14 protein-coding genes and 2 pseudogenes are annotated in these 18,059 nt (G+C 58.7%); 13 read left to right on the forward strand and 3 right to left on the reverse strand.

Annotated features, from left to right (window positions below):
* The first annotated feature begins 44 nt into the window (after positions 1-44).
* From ETW24_RS01305 to ETW24_RS01335, 7 genes are all read left to right on the forward strand, one after another.
* Positions 45-1,400 carry an aminotransferase class III-fold pyridoxal phosphate-dependent enzyme gene (locus tag ETW24_RS01305; RefSeq protein WP_129369418.1) on the forward strand — a complete coding sequence of 452 codons (1,356 nt, stop codon included), beginning with the start codon at positions 45-47 and terminating at the stop codon, positions 1,398-1,400.
* Positions 1,401-1,405: 5 nt separating this feature from the next.
* On the forward strand, positions 1,406-2,128 hold the full coding sequence (locus ETW24_RS01310) for a haloacid dehalogenase type II (protein ID WP_129369419.1): 723 nt from the start codon (positions 1,406-1,408) through the stop codon (positions 2,126-2,128).
* Between the two features lie 18 nt (positions 2,129-2,146).
* Entirely contained in the window at positions 2,147-2,638 is a 492-nt protein-coding gene (locus ETW24_RS01315; RefSeq protein ID WP_129369420.1) for an Lrp/AsnC family transcriptional regulator, read from the forward strand.
* 122 nt (positions 2,639-2,760) lie between these two features.
* Complete coding sequence (locus tag ETW24_RS01320; protein ID WP_129369421.1) at positions 2,761-4,215, forward strand: NAD-dependent succinate-semialdehyde dehydrogenase; 1,455 nt, start codon at positions 2,761-2,763, stop codon at positions 4,213-4,215.
* Positions 4,216-4,227: 12 nt separating this feature from the next.
* Positions 4,228-5,292 carry a tartrate dehydrogenase gene (locus tag ETW24_RS01325; RefSeq protein ID WP_129369422.1) on the forward strand — a complete coding sequence of 355 codons (1,065 nt, stop codon included), beginning with the start codon at positions 4,228-4,230 and terminating at the stop codon, positions 5,290-5,292.
* Positions 5,293-5,303: 11 nt separating this feature from the next.
* Positions 5,304-5,642: a tRNA-binding protein gene (locus ETW24_RS01330; RefSeq protein WP_129369423.1), complete on the forward strand. Its 339-nt coding sequence runs from the start codon at positions 5,304-5,306 to the stop codon at positions 5,640-5,642.
* Positions 5,642-6,526, forward strand: coding sequence for a DMT family transporter (locus ETW24_RS01335; RefSeq protein WP_129369424.1), 885 nt, complete (start codon positions 5,642-5,644; stop codon positions 6,524-6,526). The genes ETW24_RS01330 and ETW24_RS01335 overlap by 1 nt, the downstream gene beginning before the upstream one ends.
* 358 nt (positions 6,527-6,884) lie before the next feature.
* On the opposite strand, the pseudogene ETW24_RS25295 reads toward ETW24_RS01335, so the two are convergent.
* Both ETW24_RS25295 and ETW24_RS25300 read right to left on the reverse strand, forming a co-directional pair.
* Positions 6,885-7,296 (reverse strand): annotated as a pseudogene (locus ETW24_RS25295) (transposase); the annotation flags it as partial.
* Between the two features lie 131 nt (positions 7,297-7,427).
* A pseudogene (locus tag ETW24_RS25300) lies at positions 7,428-7,686 on the reverse strand (transposase); the annotation flags it as partial.
* Positions 7,687-8,188: 502 nt separating this feature from the next.
* On the opposite strand from ETW24_RS25300, the gene ETW24_RS01350 reads away from it, so the two are divergent.
* The 4 genes from ETW24_RS01350 to fdhF all read left to right on the forward strand — a co-directional run bounded on the left by ETW24_RS01350 (position 8,189) and on the right by fdhF (position 14,132).
* The gene (locus tag ETW24_RS01350; RefSeq protein ID WP_254695672.1) at positions 8,189-8,608 is read left to right on the forward strand and encodes a winged helix DNA-binding protein; all 420 of its coding nucleotides are present in this window, start codon (positions 8,189-8,191) and stop codon (positions 8,606-8,608) included.
* Between the two features lie 53 nt (positions 8,609-8,661).
* A complete protein-coding gene (locus ETW24_RS01355; protein ID WP_129369426.1) occupies positions 8,662-9,570 on the forward strand; it encodes a LysR family transcriptional regulator in 909 nt (302 codons plus the stop codon).
* Positions 9,571-9,665: 95 nt separating this feature from the next.
* Positions 9,666-11,354: an NAD(P)H-dependent oxidoreductase subunit E gene (locus ETW24_RS01360; protein WP_129369427.1), complete on the forward strand. Its 1,689-nt coding sequence runs from the start codon at positions 9,666-9,668 to the stop codon at positions 11,352-11,354.
* Between the two features lie 3 nt (positions 11,355-11,357).
* Positions 11,358-14,132, forward strand: coding sequence for a formate dehydrogenase subunit alpha (gene fdhF / locus ETW24_RS01365; RefSeq protein WP_129369428.1), 2,775 nt, complete (start codon positions 11,358-11,360; stop codon positions 14,130-14,132).
* 128 nt (positions 14,133-14,260) lie between these two features.
* Here the strand turns inward: fdhF and ETW24_RS01370 are convergent, their stop codons facing one another.
* A complete protein-coding gene (locus ETW24_RS01370; protein WP_129369429.1) occupies positions 14,261-14,875 on the reverse strand; it encodes a TetR/AcrR family transcriptional regulator in 615 nt (204 codons plus the stop codon).
* A gap of 139 nt (positions 14,876-15,014) precedes the next feature.
* Between ETW24_RS01370 and ETW24_RS01375 the strand changes: the two genes are divergently transcribed.
* Together ETW24_RS01375 and ETW24_RS01380 are read left to right on the forward strand one after the other, a co-directional pair.
* Positions 15,015-17,060 carry an NADH:flavin oxidoreductase gene (locus ETW24_RS01375; RefSeq protein ID WP_129369430.1) on the forward strand — a complete coding sequence of 682 codons (2,046 nt, stop codon included), beginning with the start codon at positions 15,015-15,017 and terminating at the stop codon, positions 17,058-17,060.
* A gap of 1 nt (position 17,061) precedes the next feature.
* On the forward strand, positions 17,062-17,787 hold the full coding sequence (locus tag ETW24_RS01380; RefSeq protein WP_129369431.1) for an NAD(P)-binding domain-containing protein: 726 nt from the start codon (positions 17,062-17,064) through the stop codon (positions 17,785-17,787).
* Positions 17,788-18,059 lie beyond the last annotated feature (272 nt).

Here is an 18,059-nt window from a genome sequence, read left to right on the forward strand (position 1 = left end):
GTTTCCCTTACCCTCAATTGAAAGCTCATACGGGAAAGAAACCGATGCGATCCAACTCTCTTATCGAAAAAGACCGGGCCCACTATTTCCACCCTGTGGTTCCAATCCGCGCTCACGAAAAGCGGGGCGTAACTGTCATGCAGTCGGGGAAGGGTGTGTTCCTGACTGACTCCGAAGGCAATGAACTGCTCGACGGCTTTGCCGGTCTGTGGTGCGTGAACGCAGGCTATGGCCACGAGAATGTTGTTGCCGCTGCCACTGAGCAAATGCAGCGCTTGCCTTATGCAACCGGGTATTTCCACTTTGGCAGCGAGCCGGCAATTGAACTGGCAGCCAAGCTCGCCGAGTTGTCTCCTGGCGATCTGGACCACGTGTTCTTCACCCTGGGCGGTTCGGACGCGGTGGATACAGTGATCCGCATGGTGCGCTACTACTTCAACGCCCGCGGCGAAAGCGCCAAGAAGCACTTCATCGCGCTGGAAAAGGGCTACCACGGCTCCAGTTCGAACGGGGCCGGGCTGACAGCTCTGCCGGTCTTTCACGACAAGTTCGATCTGCCGATGCAATGGCAGCACCACATTGCATCGCCCTATCCGTATCGCAACGAAGCAATCTCAGATGAGGAAATCATCGCGCAGGGCGTCGCCAACCTGAAAGCCAAAGTGGCTGAGCTTGGTGCTGAAAACACTGCTGCGTTCATCATGGAACTGGTCCAAGGCTCAGGTGGTGTGATCGTACCGCCGGAAGGTTATGCCAAGGTTATGCAGGACACCTGCCGCGAGTTGGGTATCCTGTTCATCGTGGATGAGGTTATCACGGGCTTCGGGCGGACCGGACCTATGTTCGGCTGCGAGCATGAAGGGCTAACGCCGGACTTTCTGACCACGGCCAAAGGCCTGACCTCTGGCTACGCGCCGATGGGCGCGGTGTTCGTTTCGGATGCCATCTATCAGGCGATTGCAGATGCGGCGCCCGAGGGCGTGCCCTTCGGCCATGGCTTCACCTACTCAGGTCATCCGGTCAGCGCGGCTGTCGCGCTGGAGGTAATCAAGCTTTATGAAGGTGGTATGATCGAGAATTCGAAAAAGGTTGGTGCCTATTTCGAACAGCAGCTTAAAACCCTGCTGGATCATCCGGTTGTTGGCGACGTGCGCGCCAAGGGACTTCTGGCCGCCATTGAGATCGTCTCGAACAAGGAAACCAAGGCGAAACCCGCCAAGGACAAGAATGTTGCGGGTCGTCTTGCCGCAGCGGGCTACGAAAATGGCGTAATTTTCCGGGCCTTTGCCGATGACGTCATCGGGCTCGCCCCGCCCATCTGTATCACCGAAGCTGAGGTGGATCTATTGATCACCCGACTTCGTGCAACACTGGACACTATTCTGGACGTAGAAGGATAATCCTCATGAAACTGTCTGACTTCAAAGCCCTCACATTCGATGTCTATGGCACCCTGCTCGACTGGGAAACCGGCATGGTCACCGGCCTGAAGCCGCTGACCGACCGTGTGAGCCGCAGCCTGACACGCGACGATATTCTCGAAGCGCATGCCTTTTACGAAAGCACGACTCAGCGCTATACGCCGTCGAAGAAATACTACGAGCTGCTGCCCGTGGTGTATCGCCGCCTGGCCGAAGAATGGAACGTCGAAGTGACCTGGGAAGAGTGCGAAGCCTATGGCCGTTCCGCACGTCACTGGCCCGCGTTTGACGACACAATCGAGGCGCTGACCTACCTGAAAAAACACTTCAAACTGGTGGTTCTGACCAACACTGACAACCTCACCTTCTCGGGCGCCAACACCCGCCTTGGTGTGCATTTCGACGGCGTCTACACCGCCGAGGACGTGGGCAGCTACAAGCCGTTTGATCGGAACTTCGACTACATGATCGAGATGCTGGCACGTCAGGGCATTCAGAAGCATGAAATTCTGCATACCGCAGAAAGCATGTTCCATGACCACGCACCTGCCAACAAATATGGCCTGTCCAACTGCTGGATCTACCGCCGCCACGACCAAGAAGGTTTTGGCGCCACCATGAACCCCGGCGACATGCCGAAATATGGCTTCCAGTTCAATAGCATGATGGACATGGTCAAGGCACATCAGGCAGAGTTGGCTGGCTAAACTCCAGGAGGGAAGAATATGGTGGGGACGCCGAAACTCGACCGGATCGACATCAATATTCTTTCCACCCTGCAAGCGCAGGGCAATATCACCAATGTAAACTTGGCAGAGGCTGTGGGACTGTCTCCCAGCCCCTGCCTGCAAAGGGTAAAGCGGCTTGAGAAAGCGGGCTACATCCAGAACTACCGGGCCGTCATCAACCTCAAGAAACTGGCTGAGCACGTTACGGTTTTCACTGAAGTCACACTGGCCGACCACCGCCGCAAGGACTTCGTGAGGTTCGAGAACGAAATCCGCAAGCATGACAACGTAGTGGATTGCTACTTGCTGAGTGGCGGATATGACTACCTGTTGAAGTTTGTCGCGCGCGGTGTGTCCCAGTATCAGGAGATCATGGAGGATCTTCTGGAGCGGAACCTCGGCATCGATAAGTACTTCTCCTACATCGTTATTAAGCCGGTTGTCGAAAAGCATAGCGTGCCGATCCAGGACCTGGTCGACCGGGACTAAGGTGCCGCACAAAATGCTGAAGCCCGGCCAAATGCGGCGCAGGATGCTACCGGATTGGCAAATTCAAGACTTCCCCTCGCGCAAACCCGATAGGATTTTCCTAACTGCTGGAGTTGGAAATTATGAACCTTCAAGACATCTCTCTGTTTCGTCAGCAAAACCTGGTGGCGGGCGAATGGATCGACGCCGACAATGGCGCGACGATCGAAGTTGACAACCCTTCAACACTTTCTGTTGTCGGCACTGTGCCGAACTGCGGTTCCGACGAAACGCACCGCGCAATTGCAGCTGCCGAGGCTTGCTTTGCGACCTTCCGCAAAACCACAGCAGCACATCGTGGCGCACTGCTGGAGAAGTGGTTCGACCTGATCATGGAAGCTCAGGATGACCTGGCCACGCTCATGACCCTGGAGCAGGGCAAACCTTTCGCTGAAGCCAAAGGCGAAATCGCCTATGCTGCGTCGTTCGTGAAATGGTTCGCAGAAGAGGGGAAGCGCGTCTATGGCGAAACCATCCCCAGCCCGGTTCAGGACCGGCGTATCATCGTGCAGAAACAGCCTGTCGGCGTCTGCGCCATCATCACGCCCTGGAATTTCCCGGCGGCGATGATCACCCGGAAAATCGCTCCGGCCCTGGCCGCAGGTTGCCCGGTCGTTATCAAGCCGTCGGAGTTCACGCCTTTCACGGCCCTTGCACTCGGTGTGCTGGCGGAACGCGCGGGTTTCCCGACCGGCGCTGTCAACATTGTCACCGGAGATCCTGCAGGCGTCGGCGGCGCGTTGACCGGCAGCTCCGTCGTGCGCAAGCTGTCCTTCACCGGCTCCACCCGCGTGGGCAAGCTGCTTATGGAGCAATGCGCAGGCACCATGAAGCGTCTCAGCCTAGAGCTGGGCGGCAACGCTCCCTTTATTATCTTTGACGATGCCGATCTGGACCTGGCCGTCGAAGGTGTCATGGCCTCAAAGTTCCGCAATGCGGGGCAGACCTGTGTTTGTGCCAATCGGATCTTTGTCCAGGCCGGTGTCTACGATGCCTTCGCTGAAAAGCTGGCAGCTGTAGTTGGAAACATGAAGCTGGGTGACGGGTTTGAGGACGGCGTCGAAATTGGTCCGATGATCAATGAGGCGGCCATCGCCAAGATCAAATCGCATCTGGACGATGCCACGGCCAAGGGCGGAACGGTCATCGTTGGCGGCACCCAGAACGACACCAGCACGCGCTTCATCAGCCCGGCGGTCGTCACAGGTGTGACCACCGATATGATCGTGGCGGACGAAGAGACCTTTGGCCCCGTCGCGCCGCTCTTCAAGTTCGACACCGAGGAAGAAGCGCTTGCAGCAGCCAACGCGACTCCTTACGGGCTGGCGGCCTATTTCTACACCAACGACCTGACCCGCACATTCCGTGTTAGCGAAGAGTTGGAAACCGGTATGATCGGCATCAATGTCGGCGGCTTTGCCACTGAGGTCGCGCCCTTCGGCGGCATCAAGGAAAGCGGCCTGGGCCGTGAGGGTGCGCATCAGGGTATCGATGAATACCTGGAAGTCAAAACCCTGCATATCGGCGGCATCGCGTAAGGAAATCTGGCTATGACAAAAACATATCGTATCGCTGCCATTCCGGGAGACGGGATCGGCAAAGAGGTTCTGCCAGTCGGCCAGCGCGTCATTGACCTTGTGGCGCAAAAGCACAACTTCACTGTGGACTGGACCGAATTCGACTGGTCCTGCGAACGCTATCACGAAACGGGCCGGATGATGCCCGAAGATGGCATCGAGCAGATGAAGGCGTTTGACAGCATCTATCTGGGGGCCGTCGGCTTTCCCGGTGTTCCGGATCACGTGTCGCTTTGGGGTCTGTTGATCCCGCTGCGCCGCGAATTGGATCAATACGCCAATGTCCGGCCTGTGCGCCTGCTGAAGGGCATTACCTCGCCCCTGGCCGGGCGTGGTTCCGATGATATCGACATGATCATCGTGCGCGAAAACGTCGAGGGGGAATACTCCGAGATCGGCGGGCGCGTCTATCAAGGCACGGAAAACGAGGCCGCCATTCAGGAAAGCATCCTGACCCGCCGCGGCACGGACCGGATCATGGACTATGCGTTCAACGTAGCTAAAACCCGTAAACGCAAACATGTGTCTTCGGCTACCAAGTCGAATGGAATCATTCACACCATGCCGTTCTGGGACGAACGTTTTGCTGCCGCAGCCGAGCGCCATCCGGGCATTGATACGGCTCAGTTCCATATTGACATCATGACCGCGAACTTTGTCCTGCATCCGGATTGGTTCGACGTGGTTGTGGCCTCGAACCTCTTTGGCGACATCCTGTCCGACCTGGGTCCGGCTGTCGCTGGATCGATCGGTATCGCGCCCTCGGCCAACATCAACCCGGAGGGCAAATACCCTTCGATGTTTGAACCGGTCCATGGCTCGGCGCCTGACATCGCAGGCAAAGGCGTCGCCAATCCTGTTGCTGCTGTCTGGACGGCTGCGATGATGCTGGAGCATCTGGGCGAAGCAGACGCCGCGGCCGAGATTGAACAAGCCATTGAAACTTCTTTGGCAAGCCCTGATACAAAGACACGCGATCTGGGCGGCACCGCCGACACTGCAGGATCGGAAGCCGCCATTCTGGCTGCACTGTCGTAAGGAATAAAGACATGAAAAAAGCAGAGATCGTCTATGATGATTTTGCCAAGGTAGAGATGCGCCTGGGCAAGATCGTCGAGGTCAAGGATTTCACCCGCGCGCGCAATCCCTCCTACAAGGTTTGCGTAGATTTTGGTGAGCTGGGCCAACGCTGGTCCAGCGCTCAGATCAAAAACTACTCCGAAGAAGAACTGCTTGGACGGCACGTTGTCTGCGTGGTGAATATGCCTCCACGCAACATTGCCGGTTTCAAATCTGAAGTCCTGGTTATGGGTGTCCCGAACGAAGCTGGTGAGACTATCCTGCTGCAGCCCTCTCAGGATGCGGTTCTGGGAAGCGAAGTCTTCTGATGTCGGCCCGGCACACAGGATTGGGGTCACTGGCGGTTCTCTCATGGGGCACATTGGGGGTTCTTGGCGCCTTTTCAGCCTCCCTGCCGCCCTATCTGGTCCTGACGTTCTGCTTTGCGATCGCGGCGGGCATGGGGCTTGCTATATGCGCCGCCACGGGCCGCAAGCCAGTGCGTCTGCTGGACCGCAGCACCCTCTTGTTTGCCGGGCTTTTGGCCGCCTACCATTTGGCCTATCTGGAAGCTTTCCATCACGCAGATCCCATCCCAGTGTCGCTGATCAATTACCTCTGGCCTGCTTGCCTGATCATCCTTGGCAACCTGTTCTTCCAACTGCGCAGCGGGTTCCCGGGTTACCTTGGAGCCGCGCTTGGTTTTGCCGGGGTGTTAATCCTGATCGGCAAAGATGGATTTGCACTCCAGCTATCTGAGACACTCGGCTACGGCCTTGCCTTTGTTGGCGCCATTCTCTGGGCGTTGTTCTCAAACCTGCGCCGCCATGATCAGTCAGATGCTATCTCTGCAATGACGACAATCTGCTTTGCCTCCTCATTGCTTTGCGGTCTCTGGTGGATTGCAAAAGGGGCGGACCTGCCTGCGCTGAGCGCCTCGGATGTTTGGGTCATTGCAGCGCTTGGTCTGGGGCCTGCCGGGGGAGCGTTTTTTCTCTGGGATCTGGGTATGCGTCAGGGTCATGCTGCTCTGCTTGGCGTCCTAGGGTACTCAGCTCCGGTATTCTCCACCATACTCATGCTCGCGCTCGGGTTGGGTCAGCCAGGCTGGGAAATCTTTGCTGCGATAGCCTTCATCACTGCAGGCGGGATCGTGGTTCACACCGGATCAAAAGGCTCGGCGAAGGGCGCTGTTGAAGCTGAAACCAGGTGAAAGGGAAATGGAACAACGTCCGCTCTTGCCTCAGAACAAGCAGATCGTCTCACGCAGATCAAAAATGCTGCTTTGCTGGGGCTTTTGTGTTTTCGTTCTGATCTCTGTGGGGGCCGCAATCCTGCTTGTCTGAGTTTAGGTGCAGTTTCCTTTTCGTTTTCCTGCGGTTTGCTGAACGTTCACAATTTTGCAGTGTGGTGAGACGAAGCTGCCGATAATGCTCAAGGTAGCGAGCGCCCGCCTCCGGCTCTTACAGTGGGTTTTCACAGGCGATTTGCGTAGATCGACGCCAATGGAACAGCTGCAGTGCCTTTTACTTTGAGCTACTCCCCAATGTTTGGACAGGTTTTGACGTAGGTTAAGCTACTCTCTGCTCCTGCTGATCGGTTTGGGTTTCTTCTTTTCTCAGCCAATAGACCACGGCTGGGGGTTTGCCGCCAAGGGCGGAGTGTGGGCGTTTTCGGTTGTAGAAATCGATCCATTTCCCAACGCCCGCCTTCGCCTCTGATCCGGTCTCCCAGGCGTGCAGGTAGACGCATTCGTATTTCAACGACCGCCAGAGCCGCTCGACGAAGATGTTATCGAGGAAGCGCCCCTTGCCATCCATCCGCTGCCCGGCAGCGCATGTGTGCATGCGCGAGAGGGGAGATCCGCACGCCGGATCGGCGCAATCTGCTCGTCCAGGCAAAAGATGTGAACTGGCTGCCCTGATCCGTATTCATGATTTCCGGTGGGCCAACCTTCATCTGGCTGCGCACAAGATCAATGCAAGCACGGCGGCGCGAGGGGCTCAGGGGCTCCGCCCGTTCAGGCCTGAATTGATCCACAGGATCAATTCCTAGACGGCCATCACTCCCTTTGCGGCTTCCGACAGGATCAATTTGTCCAATGTCAGATCCTAGACGGCCCGGCGAAGACGCTCGTTCTCTTTCTGGAGCCGCTTCAGTTCCTTGAGTTGTTCCGTGCCCATTCCGCCGTACCCTCAGCATCTCTCTCGAACCAATGGCGTTCGATGCTTCGATCTTCCAGCGGTAATAGGTTTGTTCAGTCACACCGATCTGTCTGATCGCGTCTATCCGAGGCATGCCTTGCCCTATCAGGACTTCAACTTGCCGTAACTTCACGACAATCTTTTCAGGCTTGGGCCTTTTGGTCGCCATCTATGGTCTTCCGTTTCCTAATCATAGGGACGGACCACTTCTTTGGGGGAGGCTCATGGATCGCAGGGAAGATGCCGCCCCACGACATGGTTGTCGCCTGGTAGCTGAGGGTCACCGGAGCATGCTCCTATTTGTTGCCGATGTTGCGCAACAGATGGCGACGCCGGGTATTGAAATCTCTTGGAATTGGTTGGATATGTTGCGGGTAATTTGAGTAGGTTTTTCAGAAGGACTTCCGACGCCGCCGCTACATGCAGGGATTGACTGCATGCCGTTGCCAGACAGGCGGCTATGGGCAGAGACATTTTCTGATCCGCTGTCTTCATGCCTTTTCAGGGCAGCTATAATTTATTTTTTCCGGAGTTGTTCGTTGGATAACAAAGTCGACCGTTCCCCTTTATCTTGTTTGACTGCCGGCCTGGCCGCTGACACGGCTGTTGAGATGTCGCCGGATGGCGGGTTGCATATGCTGGAGATGGCGATTCAAAGGGCGGGAGAGGGTTTGACCCGATGGCAAGCGGGCAGTTTTGAGCTGCTCAGCACCGTGTCCTTGGCAAGTGCAGAGATTACTCTGCTGCAGTTGATCGGCAAGGGCGGCCAGTCCAAAACGATCAAGGAACTGGCCCGGGCCACCAACCGGACCGACATTCCCAACATCCAGTATTCCTTGCGCAAACTTGCCTCTGCCGGGCTGACCCGCAAACAAGGGGCGGGCCGCTCCGGAGTCACCTACAGCTTGACTGAGGAAGGCTGCCATGTGTCAGAGAGACTGCAGGATGTCCGTGAACGCCTGCTGCTGCAGGCATTGGCGGGGCACCCGGATCTAACCAGACGGTTGCACAGCGCTGCGGAAACCCTGGAAGAATTGACCGAATTATTCGGCGTCGCTGTTCGTCAGGCCGAAGCGCGCAGCGGCTCTTGAGGGCGCAGCAGATCCCATTGCGCGGTGCGGCAGCGGCAGCGTAAGGTTTGGTCATGATCGAACTTAAAGACCTTCAGTTGCTGACGGCGCTGGCGCGGCATCAGCATTTCGCCAAGGCCGCTGCTGATTGCGGTATTTCGCAGCCCGCGTTTTCGATGCGGATCCGCAATCTGGAGGAACGGCTGGGTCTGTCCATCGTGCGCCGGGCCAACCGGTTTCAAGGGCTGACCGAGGAAGGCATGATGATTGTGCGCCGGGCGCGCTCGATCCTCGACGATGCCAAGGCGCTGGAGCAGGAGATTGCGGCATCCCGCGGCGAAGTGACTGGCACTCTGGTGCTGGGGGTGGTGCCGACCGCCACCGCTTGGGCCGCGCAGCTGGTGGATCAGGTGCATCTGGCCTATCCTCGGATCCTGGCCCGCGTCGAAGTCACCACATCGCTGGCTATTCAGCAGCGCCTTTATGATGGTACAATCGATGCCGGGATTACCTATTCCGACAGCATGGGCCGGGATCTGGTGACAGTTCAGCCGCTCTATGAGGAAAGCTATGTTCTGCTGGCGCCGGAGCAGATGGTGGCGGACCGGGGCGATGCGATCAGCTGGGCTGATGCGGCAGAGCTGCCGCTCAGCTTGCTGGATCAGCAAATGCAGAACCGCCGCATTCTGGACCGGATCTTTGCCGATCTGGGTCTGAAGCCGGAGATTGTGTCCGAATCCAACGGTTTCATGGCGTCGATGGTGCTGGCACGTGAAGGTTCGGTGGCGACGATTCTGCCGCGTGCGTTGATGCAAGCCTTGGGAAACCTCGGCGGAACCCGGGTGCTGACGTTGAACAAGCCGGAACAAACCCGGCAGATTTGCATCGCTTCTCTGGACCGGACACCGGAACTCACAACTGTGCGCGCTTTAAAAGAGGTGGTTGCGACGTTTGTGGACGATGGGATGCCGCAAATGGCGTGATAAGCACAGCTTATCGTGCAATCCAATTTCCAGATTTGACGATATTCATTCTTGATGGCATTTCGGGTTGAATTACGTGCTGACTGGAGGACCCCATGGCACCATTGGATGATAGCAAGGGCGTATGGAAGTCCGGCAAAGGCAAAGGGCGCAAGACGCCCAAAGGCCGCCAGGTTGACGACATTGCGCTGAGCGAGGTTCAGGAGCTGCTGGGTGACCGCCCGCGCAACCGTGACCTCTTGATCGAGTTCCTGCACCTGATTCAGGACAAATACGGCTGCCTCAGCGCCGCGCATATCCGGGCGCTGGCGGAGGAGATGCGCACAGGCCAGGCGGAAATCTATGAGGTTGCAACCTTCTATGCCCATTTCGATGTGGTGAAGGAGGGCGAGACCCCGCCGCCCGCGCTGACCATCCGGGTTTGCGATTCGCTATCCTGCGAGCTGGCCGGCGCCGAACAGCTGCAGAAGGCGCTGGAAGACGGTTTGGACGCCTCCCAGGTCCGCGTGCTGCGCGCACCCTGCATGGGCCGCTGCGATACTGCGCCGGTTCTGGAAATCGGCCACAACCACATCGACCACGCCACGGTTGAAAAGGTCGAAGCAGCGATTGCGGCAGATGACACCCACGCGCATATCCCCGAATACGAAACCTTCGCGGCCTACGAGGCCGAAGGCGGTTATGCCACGCTGAAAGATCTGCGTGCCAACGGCGACTGGGAAGCGGTTCAAGCGAAAGTCAAAGAAGCCGGCCTGCGCGGTCTTGGCGGTGCTGGCTTCCCGTCCGGAACCAAATGGGGTTTTGTGCGTGCCAACGAAGGCCCGCGCTATCTCGCCGTGAACGGCGACGAGGGTGAGCCCGGCACATTCAAGGACCGCTACTATCTGGAACGTACCCCGCATGTCTTCCTTGAAGGGATGCTGATGGCCGCCTGGGCGGTAGAGGCCGAGAAAGCCTTTATCTACATGCGTGACGAATATCCGGCGGTGCTGGCAATCCTCGCAACCGAGATCAAGGCGCTGGAAGACGCCGGCATCGTTGAGGCAGGTTATATCGATCTGCGCCGCGGGGCTGGTGCCTATATCTGCGGTGAAGAAAGCGCGATGATCGAGTCCATCGAAGGCAAGCGCGGCGAGCCGCGCCACCGTCCGCCGTTTGTAGCGCAGGTGGGTGTTTTCGGTCGTCCGACCCTCGTGCATAACGTCGAAACCCTGTATTGGGTCTGCAAGATCAACCGCGAAGGTCCGGAATGCCTGAATTCGGTTGAAAAGAACGGCCGCAAGGGTCTGCGCAGCTATTCGGTCTCGGGCCGCGTGAAGAACCCGGGCGTGCATCTGCTGCCCGCCGGCTCCACCATCACCGATGTTATCGAGGCCTGCGGCGGAATGCTGGATGGCCACGCCTTCAAGGCATACCAGCCGGGCGGCCCGTCCTCCGGCCTGTTGCCTGCGTCGATGCACGACATCCCGCTCGACTTTGACACGTTGCAGCCGCATGGCACCTTTATTGGCTCCGCTGCCGTTGTGGTGCTGTCCGATCAGGACTCGGCCCGCGACGCCGCGCTGAACATGCTGCGCTTCTTCGAAGATGAAAGCTGCGGCCAGTGCACCCCCTGCCGGGTGGGCTGCGAGAAGGCCGTCAAGCTGATGGGCGAAAAGAAGTGGGATCAGGGGCTGTTGGAAGAGCTGAGTGCCGCGATGGTTGATACGTCGATTTGCGGGCTGGGCCAGGCAGCGCCCAACCCGATCCGCCTGACCATCAAACACTTCCCCGAGGAGGTATAAGCCATGAGCGATAAAATCACTTTCACACTCGATGGCGAACAGGTCACGGCAGACGCAGGCCTGACCATCTGGGAAGTCGCCAACGGCCGCGGATTGAAGATCCCACATCTGTGCCATAAGCCGCAGCCGGGCTACCGTCCGGACGGCAACTGCCGGGCTTGTATGGTCGAGATCGAAGGCGAGCGCACGCTGGCGGCCTCCTGTATCCGCGAGCCTGCTGATGGCATGGTTGTCACCACCAATAACGCACGGGCTGAGAATGCCCGTAAGATGGTGATGGAACTTCTGGTGGCTGACCAGCCAAAGAAGGAAGAGGCGCACGACAAGTCCTCCCACATGTGGGACATGGCCGAGTTGAACGGCGTCACTGAAAGCCGTTTCCCCAAGCTGGAAGAAGGCCGCATCCCGCTGCTGGATGATAGCCATGTGGCGATGTCAGTGAACCTGGATGCCTGTATTTCCTGCGGTCTGTGCGTCCGCGCGTGCCGCGAAGTTCAAGTCAATGACGTGATCGGCATGGCCGGACGCGGCCACGATGCTTATCCGACATTTGACATTGCCGACCCGATGGGCGCGTCCACCTGTGTGGCCTGTGGTGAATGTGTGCAGGCCTGCCCGACCGGCGCGCTGATGCCTTCTGCGGTACTGGACGATGCAGGTCAGGGCGACCTGAAAGACTATGACAGCGAGACCGAAAGCGTCTGCCCGTTCTGCGGCGTCGGCTGCAAGGTTTCGCTCAAGGTCAAGGATGGCAAGGTCAAGCATATTGAGGGCATCAACGGCCCGGCAAACGAAGGCCGTCTGTGCGTCAAGGGCCGCTTTGGCTTTGACTACATCCACCACCCGCACCGCCTGACCAAGCCGCTGATCCGCCGTGACGATGCGCCGGCCAAGGGCCTGAATGTCGACCCGGGCAATCTCTCCACCCACTTCCGCGAAGCGACTTGGGAAGAGGCGATGGATTTGGCTGGCAAAAGCCTGATGAAGCTGCGCGATGAGGATCCGAAATCGGTTGCTGGTTTCGGCTCGGCAAAATGCACCAACGAAGAGGCTTATCTCTTCCAGAAATTCATCCGCCAGGGCTTTAAACACAACAACGTTGATCACTGCACCCGTCTTTGCCACGCATCTTCGGTTGCGGCGCTGATCGAAAACGTTGGCTCCGGTGCTGTGACCGCGACCTTCAACGAGATCGAAAACGCGGATGTGGCGATCATCATCGGCTCCAACCCGATCGAAAACCACCCGGTGGCGGCGACCTACTTTAAGCAGTTCACCAAACGCGGCGGCAAGCTGATCGTGATGGATCCGCGCGGCGTGGGCATGCGTCGCTTTGCGACCGAGATGCTGCAGTTCCGCCCTGGCGCGGATGTGTCGATGCTCAACGCGATCATGCATGTGATCGTCGAGGAAGAACTGTATGACAGCCAGTACATCCACCGCTGGACCGAGAACTGGGAAGCTGAAAAAGAGCATCTGAAGCAGTTCACACCCGAGAAGATGTCGGAAATCTGCGGCATCGAACCGGACCAGCTGCGCCGTGTGGCGCGGATCTTTGCTGGTGCAAATGCAGGGTTGATCTTCTGGGGCATGGGCATCTCCCAGCATATTCACGGCACCGACAATTCGCGCTGCCTGATTTCGCTGGCCCTGATGACCGGCAATGTGGGCAAGCCGGGTGCGGGCCTGCACCCGCTGCGCGGTCAGAACAACGTGCAGGGCGCGTCCGACGCGGGCCTGATCCCGATGTTCCTGCCGGATTATCAGACCGTGACCTCGGATGATGTGCGCAAGAGCTTCACCGATGTCTGGGGCGGCGGCGACTTCTCGAACGAGAAGGGCCTCACCGTGACCGAGATCGTTGACCAGGCCTATGCCGGCAATATCAAGGGCATGTACATTCAGGGTGAAAACCCGGCGATGTCCGACCCGGATGCCGACCACGCACGGGACGCCTTTGCCAAGCTGGAGCTGATGATCGTTCAGGATATCTTCCTGACCGAGACGGCGAACTATGCCGACATCATCCTGCCGGCCTCGGCGCTCTATGAGAAGAACGGCACCGTGTCCAACACCAACCGCCAGGTGCAGCGTGTTCGTCCCGCCGTTGCGCCTCCGGGTGAGGCGCGTGAGGACTGGAAAGTCACCGTGGAACTGGCGCAGCGCATCGGTCTGCCTTGGGATTACAAGGACGTCAGCGAAGTCTTCAACGAGATGAAGCTGAACATGAAGTCCTTGAACAACATCACCTGGGAGCGTCTGGAGACCGAGACCATCACCTATCCGTCGCTGCATGAGACCGACCCGGGTCAGGCGATTGTGTTCGGCGATGGCTTCCCGCGTCCCGAAGGCCGCGCCCGCTTTACTCCGGCCTCGGTGATCCCGCCGGATGAGGCGCCGGATGCGGAGTATCCGATGATCATGACCACCGGCCGCCAGCTGGAGCATTGGCACACCGGGTCGATGACCCGCCGCTCCCTGGTGCTGGACGCTGTTGAACCGGAAGCGAACTGTTCTCTCAACCCCAAAACCCTACGGGCGATGGGCGTGGAGCCGGGCGAGATGGTGCGCTTGTCCACCCGCCGCGGCTCGATTGAGATTATGGCACGGGCTGACCGGGCAATTGCCGAGGACATGGTGTTTGTGCCCTTTGCATATGTCGAGGCAGCAGCAAACATCCTGACCAACCCGGCTATCGACCCCTATGGCAAGATCCCCGAGTTCAAGTTTTCGGCTGTCCGGGTTGAGAAGGTAGAAAGCCAGATCGCTGCCGAGTAATCCCGGCCGCGTGTGAGCGAGATCAGAACGGGCGCGGAGCTGATGGCTTCGCGCCCGTTTTGCGTTTGAGGTTATCCAGCGGAATATCTGAGGCAGGCGGCCGGCCTGTGTTCCGAGGGTAAGTTACATCAGCTGTGGCGGGCCAAAAAACGGTCCAGATCCCGCTTTGACGGCGGCGCGCCGGTGAAAACCTCAACCCAGCCGGGCATAAGTGAAATCCGGTATTCCGTGCTTTCGTGTACCTGCATCGAGATATAGCCGATCTGGGTGTAGATCATCGCCCGGGCGCGGATCAGTGCGACGCCGGCGTCGAAACCAAAGCGGATGAACATCTCTGTTAGTGCCTTCTCACGCCGGGTATCGGCTTGGTCCAGCCGTGCCTGCAGGTCAGGATCGTTGCGCGCCCAATTGCGGATCGCCAGATCCAGCCGGGAGTCGAACAGGCCTGCATCAATCCAGCAGTCAAACAGGTTGAACAGCGCCTCGGCAATGGTTTCCGCATAAGCCTCGGACCGGGCGATCAGGTTGCCGGTGTTCTTTTCCTCCCAGCGCCGCACCATCGCCTCCAGCAGCGCCTCGCGGTCTTTGAAGTGCCAGTAGAAACTGGTGCGGGCCACGCCAAGCCGCTTGGCCAGAGGCATCACCTTCACGGCTTCCACGCCGCTCTCGGTCAATACTTCGTAAGCGGCTGATAGCCAGTCTTCGTCACCCAGCCGGGTGCGGGTAATGTCCTGAGTGTCCATGTGGCAGCCATAACAGCGGGGCAGGGCGGGTGCAACTTTTCTTGACAGGTATGAATGTTTAATTGACACATATGTCAAGAACGGTTGGCGACTCGCCAATGCCGCGCTTGCCCAGACATCGTTCCAGGAGACCCGCATCATGTCCAAGGACCCGCTGCTGCAGCCCTATCAGCTGAAGCACCTGACGCTTCGCAACCGGATCATGACCACCAGTCATGAACCGGCATATCCGGAAGACGGGATGCCCAAGGCACGCTATGCCGCCTATCACGCGGAACGGGCCAAGGCGGGCGTGGCGCTGACGATGACCGCCGGGTCTGCTGCAGTCAGCAAGGACAGCCCGCCGGTCTTCAACAATATCCTTGCCTACAAGGATGAGGTGGTGCCGTGGATCCGCAGCCTGACGGATCAGGTGCATGAACATGGCGCCGCCGTGATGATCCAGCTTACCCACCTTGGACGCCGCACTGGCTGGAACAAAGGCGACTGGCTGCCCTCTGTCAGCTCGTCCAGGCACCGCGAACCGGCGCACCGCGCCTTTCCGAAACTGGCCGAGGATTGGGATATCGCCCGGATCATCAGCGATTTCGCCGATGCAGCAGAGCGGATGAAAGAAGGCGGGATGGATGGGATCGAACTCCAGGTCTATGGCCATCTGATGGATCAGTTCTGGTCGCCGCTGACCAATGATCTGGACGGGCCATACGGCGGCCAGACGCTGGAGAGCCGGATGAAATTCCCGATGGACGTGCTGCAGGCCGTGCGGGACCGGGTCGGAGAGGAATTCATCGTCGGCCTGCGCTACACGGCGGATGAGGCGCAGAAGGGTGGCATCACTCCGCAAGAAGGCCTTGAGATATCCAAGCGCCTGGCGGGCAGCGGTATGGTGGATTTTCTGAACGTGATCCGTGGCCGCATCCATACTGATCCTGCGATGACCGATGTGATCCCGGTTCAGGGCATGAAATCAGCCCCGCATCTGGATTTTGCCGGAGAGGTGAAGAAGGCAACAGGCATGCCCACATTCCACGCCGCCCGCATCCCGGATGTGGCAACTGCCCGCCATGCGGTTGCCGCGGGGCTTTTGGACATGGTTGGCATGACCCGCGCTCATATGGCTGATCCGCATGTGGTGAAGAAGATCATGGAAGGGCGCGAGGATGAGATCCGCCCCTGTGTGGGGGCCACCTATTGCCTGGACCGGATCTATCAAGCGGGGGATGCGCTGTGCATTCACAATGCAGCGACGGGCCGCGAGTTGACGATGCCGCATGAAATTGCGCCTGCTAAGGCCAGCAAGAAGATTGTGATCGTTGGTGCCGGACCCGCCGGGCTTGAGGCTGCGCGGGTGGCGGCAGAGCGCGGTCATCATGTCACCGTGTTTGAAGCTGCGGCCGAGCCGGGCGGCCAAATCCGCCTGACAGCGCAGAACCCGCGCCGGGCAGAAATGATCGGGATCATTGATTGGCGCATGGCTCAATGCGCCGCGCGGGACGTGGAGTTCCGCTTCAGCACTTGGGCTGAGGCCGCAGACGTGACAGCGCTGAACCCGGATGTGGTCATCGTCGCGACGGGAGGTTTGCCAAACACCGAACTGTTCGAAACCCGTGGCGAGGCTTCGCATGTAGTCTCTGCCTGGGACATTATTTCCGGTGACGTGAAACCGGCCGCAAATGTGCTGATTTATGACGAGAGCGGCGACCATCCTGGGCTGATGGCAGCAGAGATCGCCGCCAATGCTGGTGCCAGAGTAGAAGTGATGACGCCTGACCGGACCTTTGCCCCGGACATCATGGCGATGAACCTGGTGCCCTACATGCGGGCGCTGCAGGACAAGGACGTTACCTTCACCGTGACCCGCCGCTTGCTGGAGGTAGCGCGGACCGGCAATAAGCTGACAGCTTCCATCGGGACAGACTACAGCGGTGATGTGTATGAGGCCGGTTATGATCAGGTGGTTCTCAACTACGGGACGCTGCCGCTGGATGACCTGTACTTCGACCTTAAGGAACAGTCGTCCAATCGCGGTGAGATCGAACAAGGGGCACTGATTGCGGGCCGCCCGCAGAAGATAGTCTCCAACCCGCAAGGGCAGTTCCAGCTGTTCCGCATCGGTGATGCGGTTTCTGCCCGCAACACCCATGCGGCGGTTTATGATGCGCTGCGGCTGATGAAGGACATCTGATATGCGTTTGGGATTTTTGGGATGCGGCACCATTGCTTCTGCCGTGGTGCGGGGACTGGCGGGCAAGGGCCACCAGATCACGGTTTCGGAACGCGGCAAGGCGCAGTCCGCGGCGCTTGCTGAGGCTTTCGAGGATGTGACCGTTACTGGAAACCAGGCAGTGATCGACGCCAGCGATGTGATCTTCCTCGGCTTGATGGCTGAGTCCGCTGAGGGCATTCTGAAGGAGCTGGTCTTCCGCGAAGATCAGCAGGTGGTCTCCCTCATGGCCGGTGCGGATCTTGGCCGCGTGGCAGAACTGACCGCGCCGGCTGAAGCCGTTGCAGTTATGATCCCCTTTCCGGGCATCGCACAGGGCGGCTCTCCGGTCATGGCGCTGGGGAATACCGCGCTGCTTGGCAGTCTCTTCGAGCCGGACAATCAGATCTTTGTGCTTAAGGATGAGGGAGAACTGAATGCGTATCTGTCAGCTCAGGCTGTGCTCTCACCAGCGGCGCGCCTGGTGGGGGATGCAGCGGAATGGCTCGGCGATCGGGTCTCAGACAAGGCGCAGGGCGAGGCCTTTTTGCGGATGCTGGTGTCGGCCAGCCTGCAGGCTTCGGGCTGCGCGGAACTGATCGAAGCACTGAACACCCCGGGAGGCTATAACCAACGGCTGCGGCTGCATATGGAGGACGCCGGCCTTCGCAGCAGCCTTTCGAAGGGTTTGAGTAACCTCGAAGGCTGAAGGGCAAACTGATTGAATAGGAAGGCGGTCCTGTTTGGGCCGTCTTTTTGTTTTGTGCTGTTCTCTTTCGGGCTTTGTCCGTGGCGACTCGTTTTCTGGGGTGATTTGCTGTGATTCCTGGCTGCGGGTCTGTGGATAAGCTGGACTGGTCTGTGGGTAAGTCCTGTGGCGGGGTGTTTTGGGTGTTCCGGGGTGTTTGCGGCTGCAGCATCCGGGTCAGTATTGCTGACTTTTTTGACGCGTAAGCTGTTGATTTTGTTTTATTTTCATCT

This window comes from Leisingera sp. NJS204 (assembly GCF_004123675.1).
GTDB lineage: Bacteria > Pseudomonadota > Alphaproteobacteria > Rhodobacterales > Rhodobacteraceae > Leisingera.

Coding starts and splice junctions, on each gene's coding strand:
- ETW24_RS01335 (WP_129369424.1), top strand. CDS start 5,642: ATGTCGGCCCGGCACACAGGATTGGGGTCACTGGCGGTTCTCTCATGG.
- ETW24_RS01305 (WP_129369418.1), top strand. CDS start 45: ATGCGATCCAACTCTCTTATCGAAAAAGACCGGGCCCACTATTTCCAC.
- ETW24_RS01330 (WP_129369423.1), top strand. CDS start 5,304: ATGAAAAAAGCAGAGATCGTCTATGATGATTTTGCCAAGGTAGAGATG.
- ETW24_RS01310 (WP_129369419.1), top strand. CDS start 1,406: ATGAAACTGTCTGACTTCAAAGCCCTCACATTCGATGTCTATGGCACC.
- ETW24_RS01380 (WP_129369431.1), top strand. CDS start 17,062: ATGCGTTTGGGATTTTTGGGATGCGGCACCATTGCTTCTGCCGTGGTG.
- fdhF (WP_129369428.1), top strand. CDS start 11,358: ATGAGCGATAAAATCACTTTCACACTCGATGGCGAACAGGTCACGGCA.
- ETW24_RS01355 (WP_129369426.1), top strand. CDS start 8,662: ATGATCGAACTTAAAGACCTTCAGTTGCTGACGGCGCTGGCGCGGCAT.
- ETW24_RS01370 (WP_129369429.1), bottom strand. CDS start 14,875: ATGGACACTCAGGACATTACCCGCACCCGGCTGGGTGACGAAGACTGG.
- ETW24_RS01360 (WP_129369427.1), top strand. CDS start 9,666: ATGGCACCATTGGATGATAGCAAGGGCGTATGGAAGTCCGGCAAAGGC.
- ETW24_RS01320 (WP_129369421.1), top strand. CDS start 2,761: ATGAACCTTCAAGACATCTCTCTGTTTCGTCAGCAAAACCTGGTGGCG.
- ETW24_RS01375 (WP_129369430.1), top strand. CDS start 15,015: ATGTCCAAGGACCCGCTGCTGCAGCCCTATCAGCTGAAGCACCTGACG.
- ETW24_RS01315 (WP_129369420.1), top strand. CDS start 2,147: ATGGTGGGGACGCCGAAACTCGACCGGATCGACATCAATATTCTTTCC.
- ETW24_RS01325 (WP_129369422.1), top strand. CDS start 4,228: ATGACAAAAACATATCGTATCGCTGCCATTCCGGGAGACGGGATCGGC.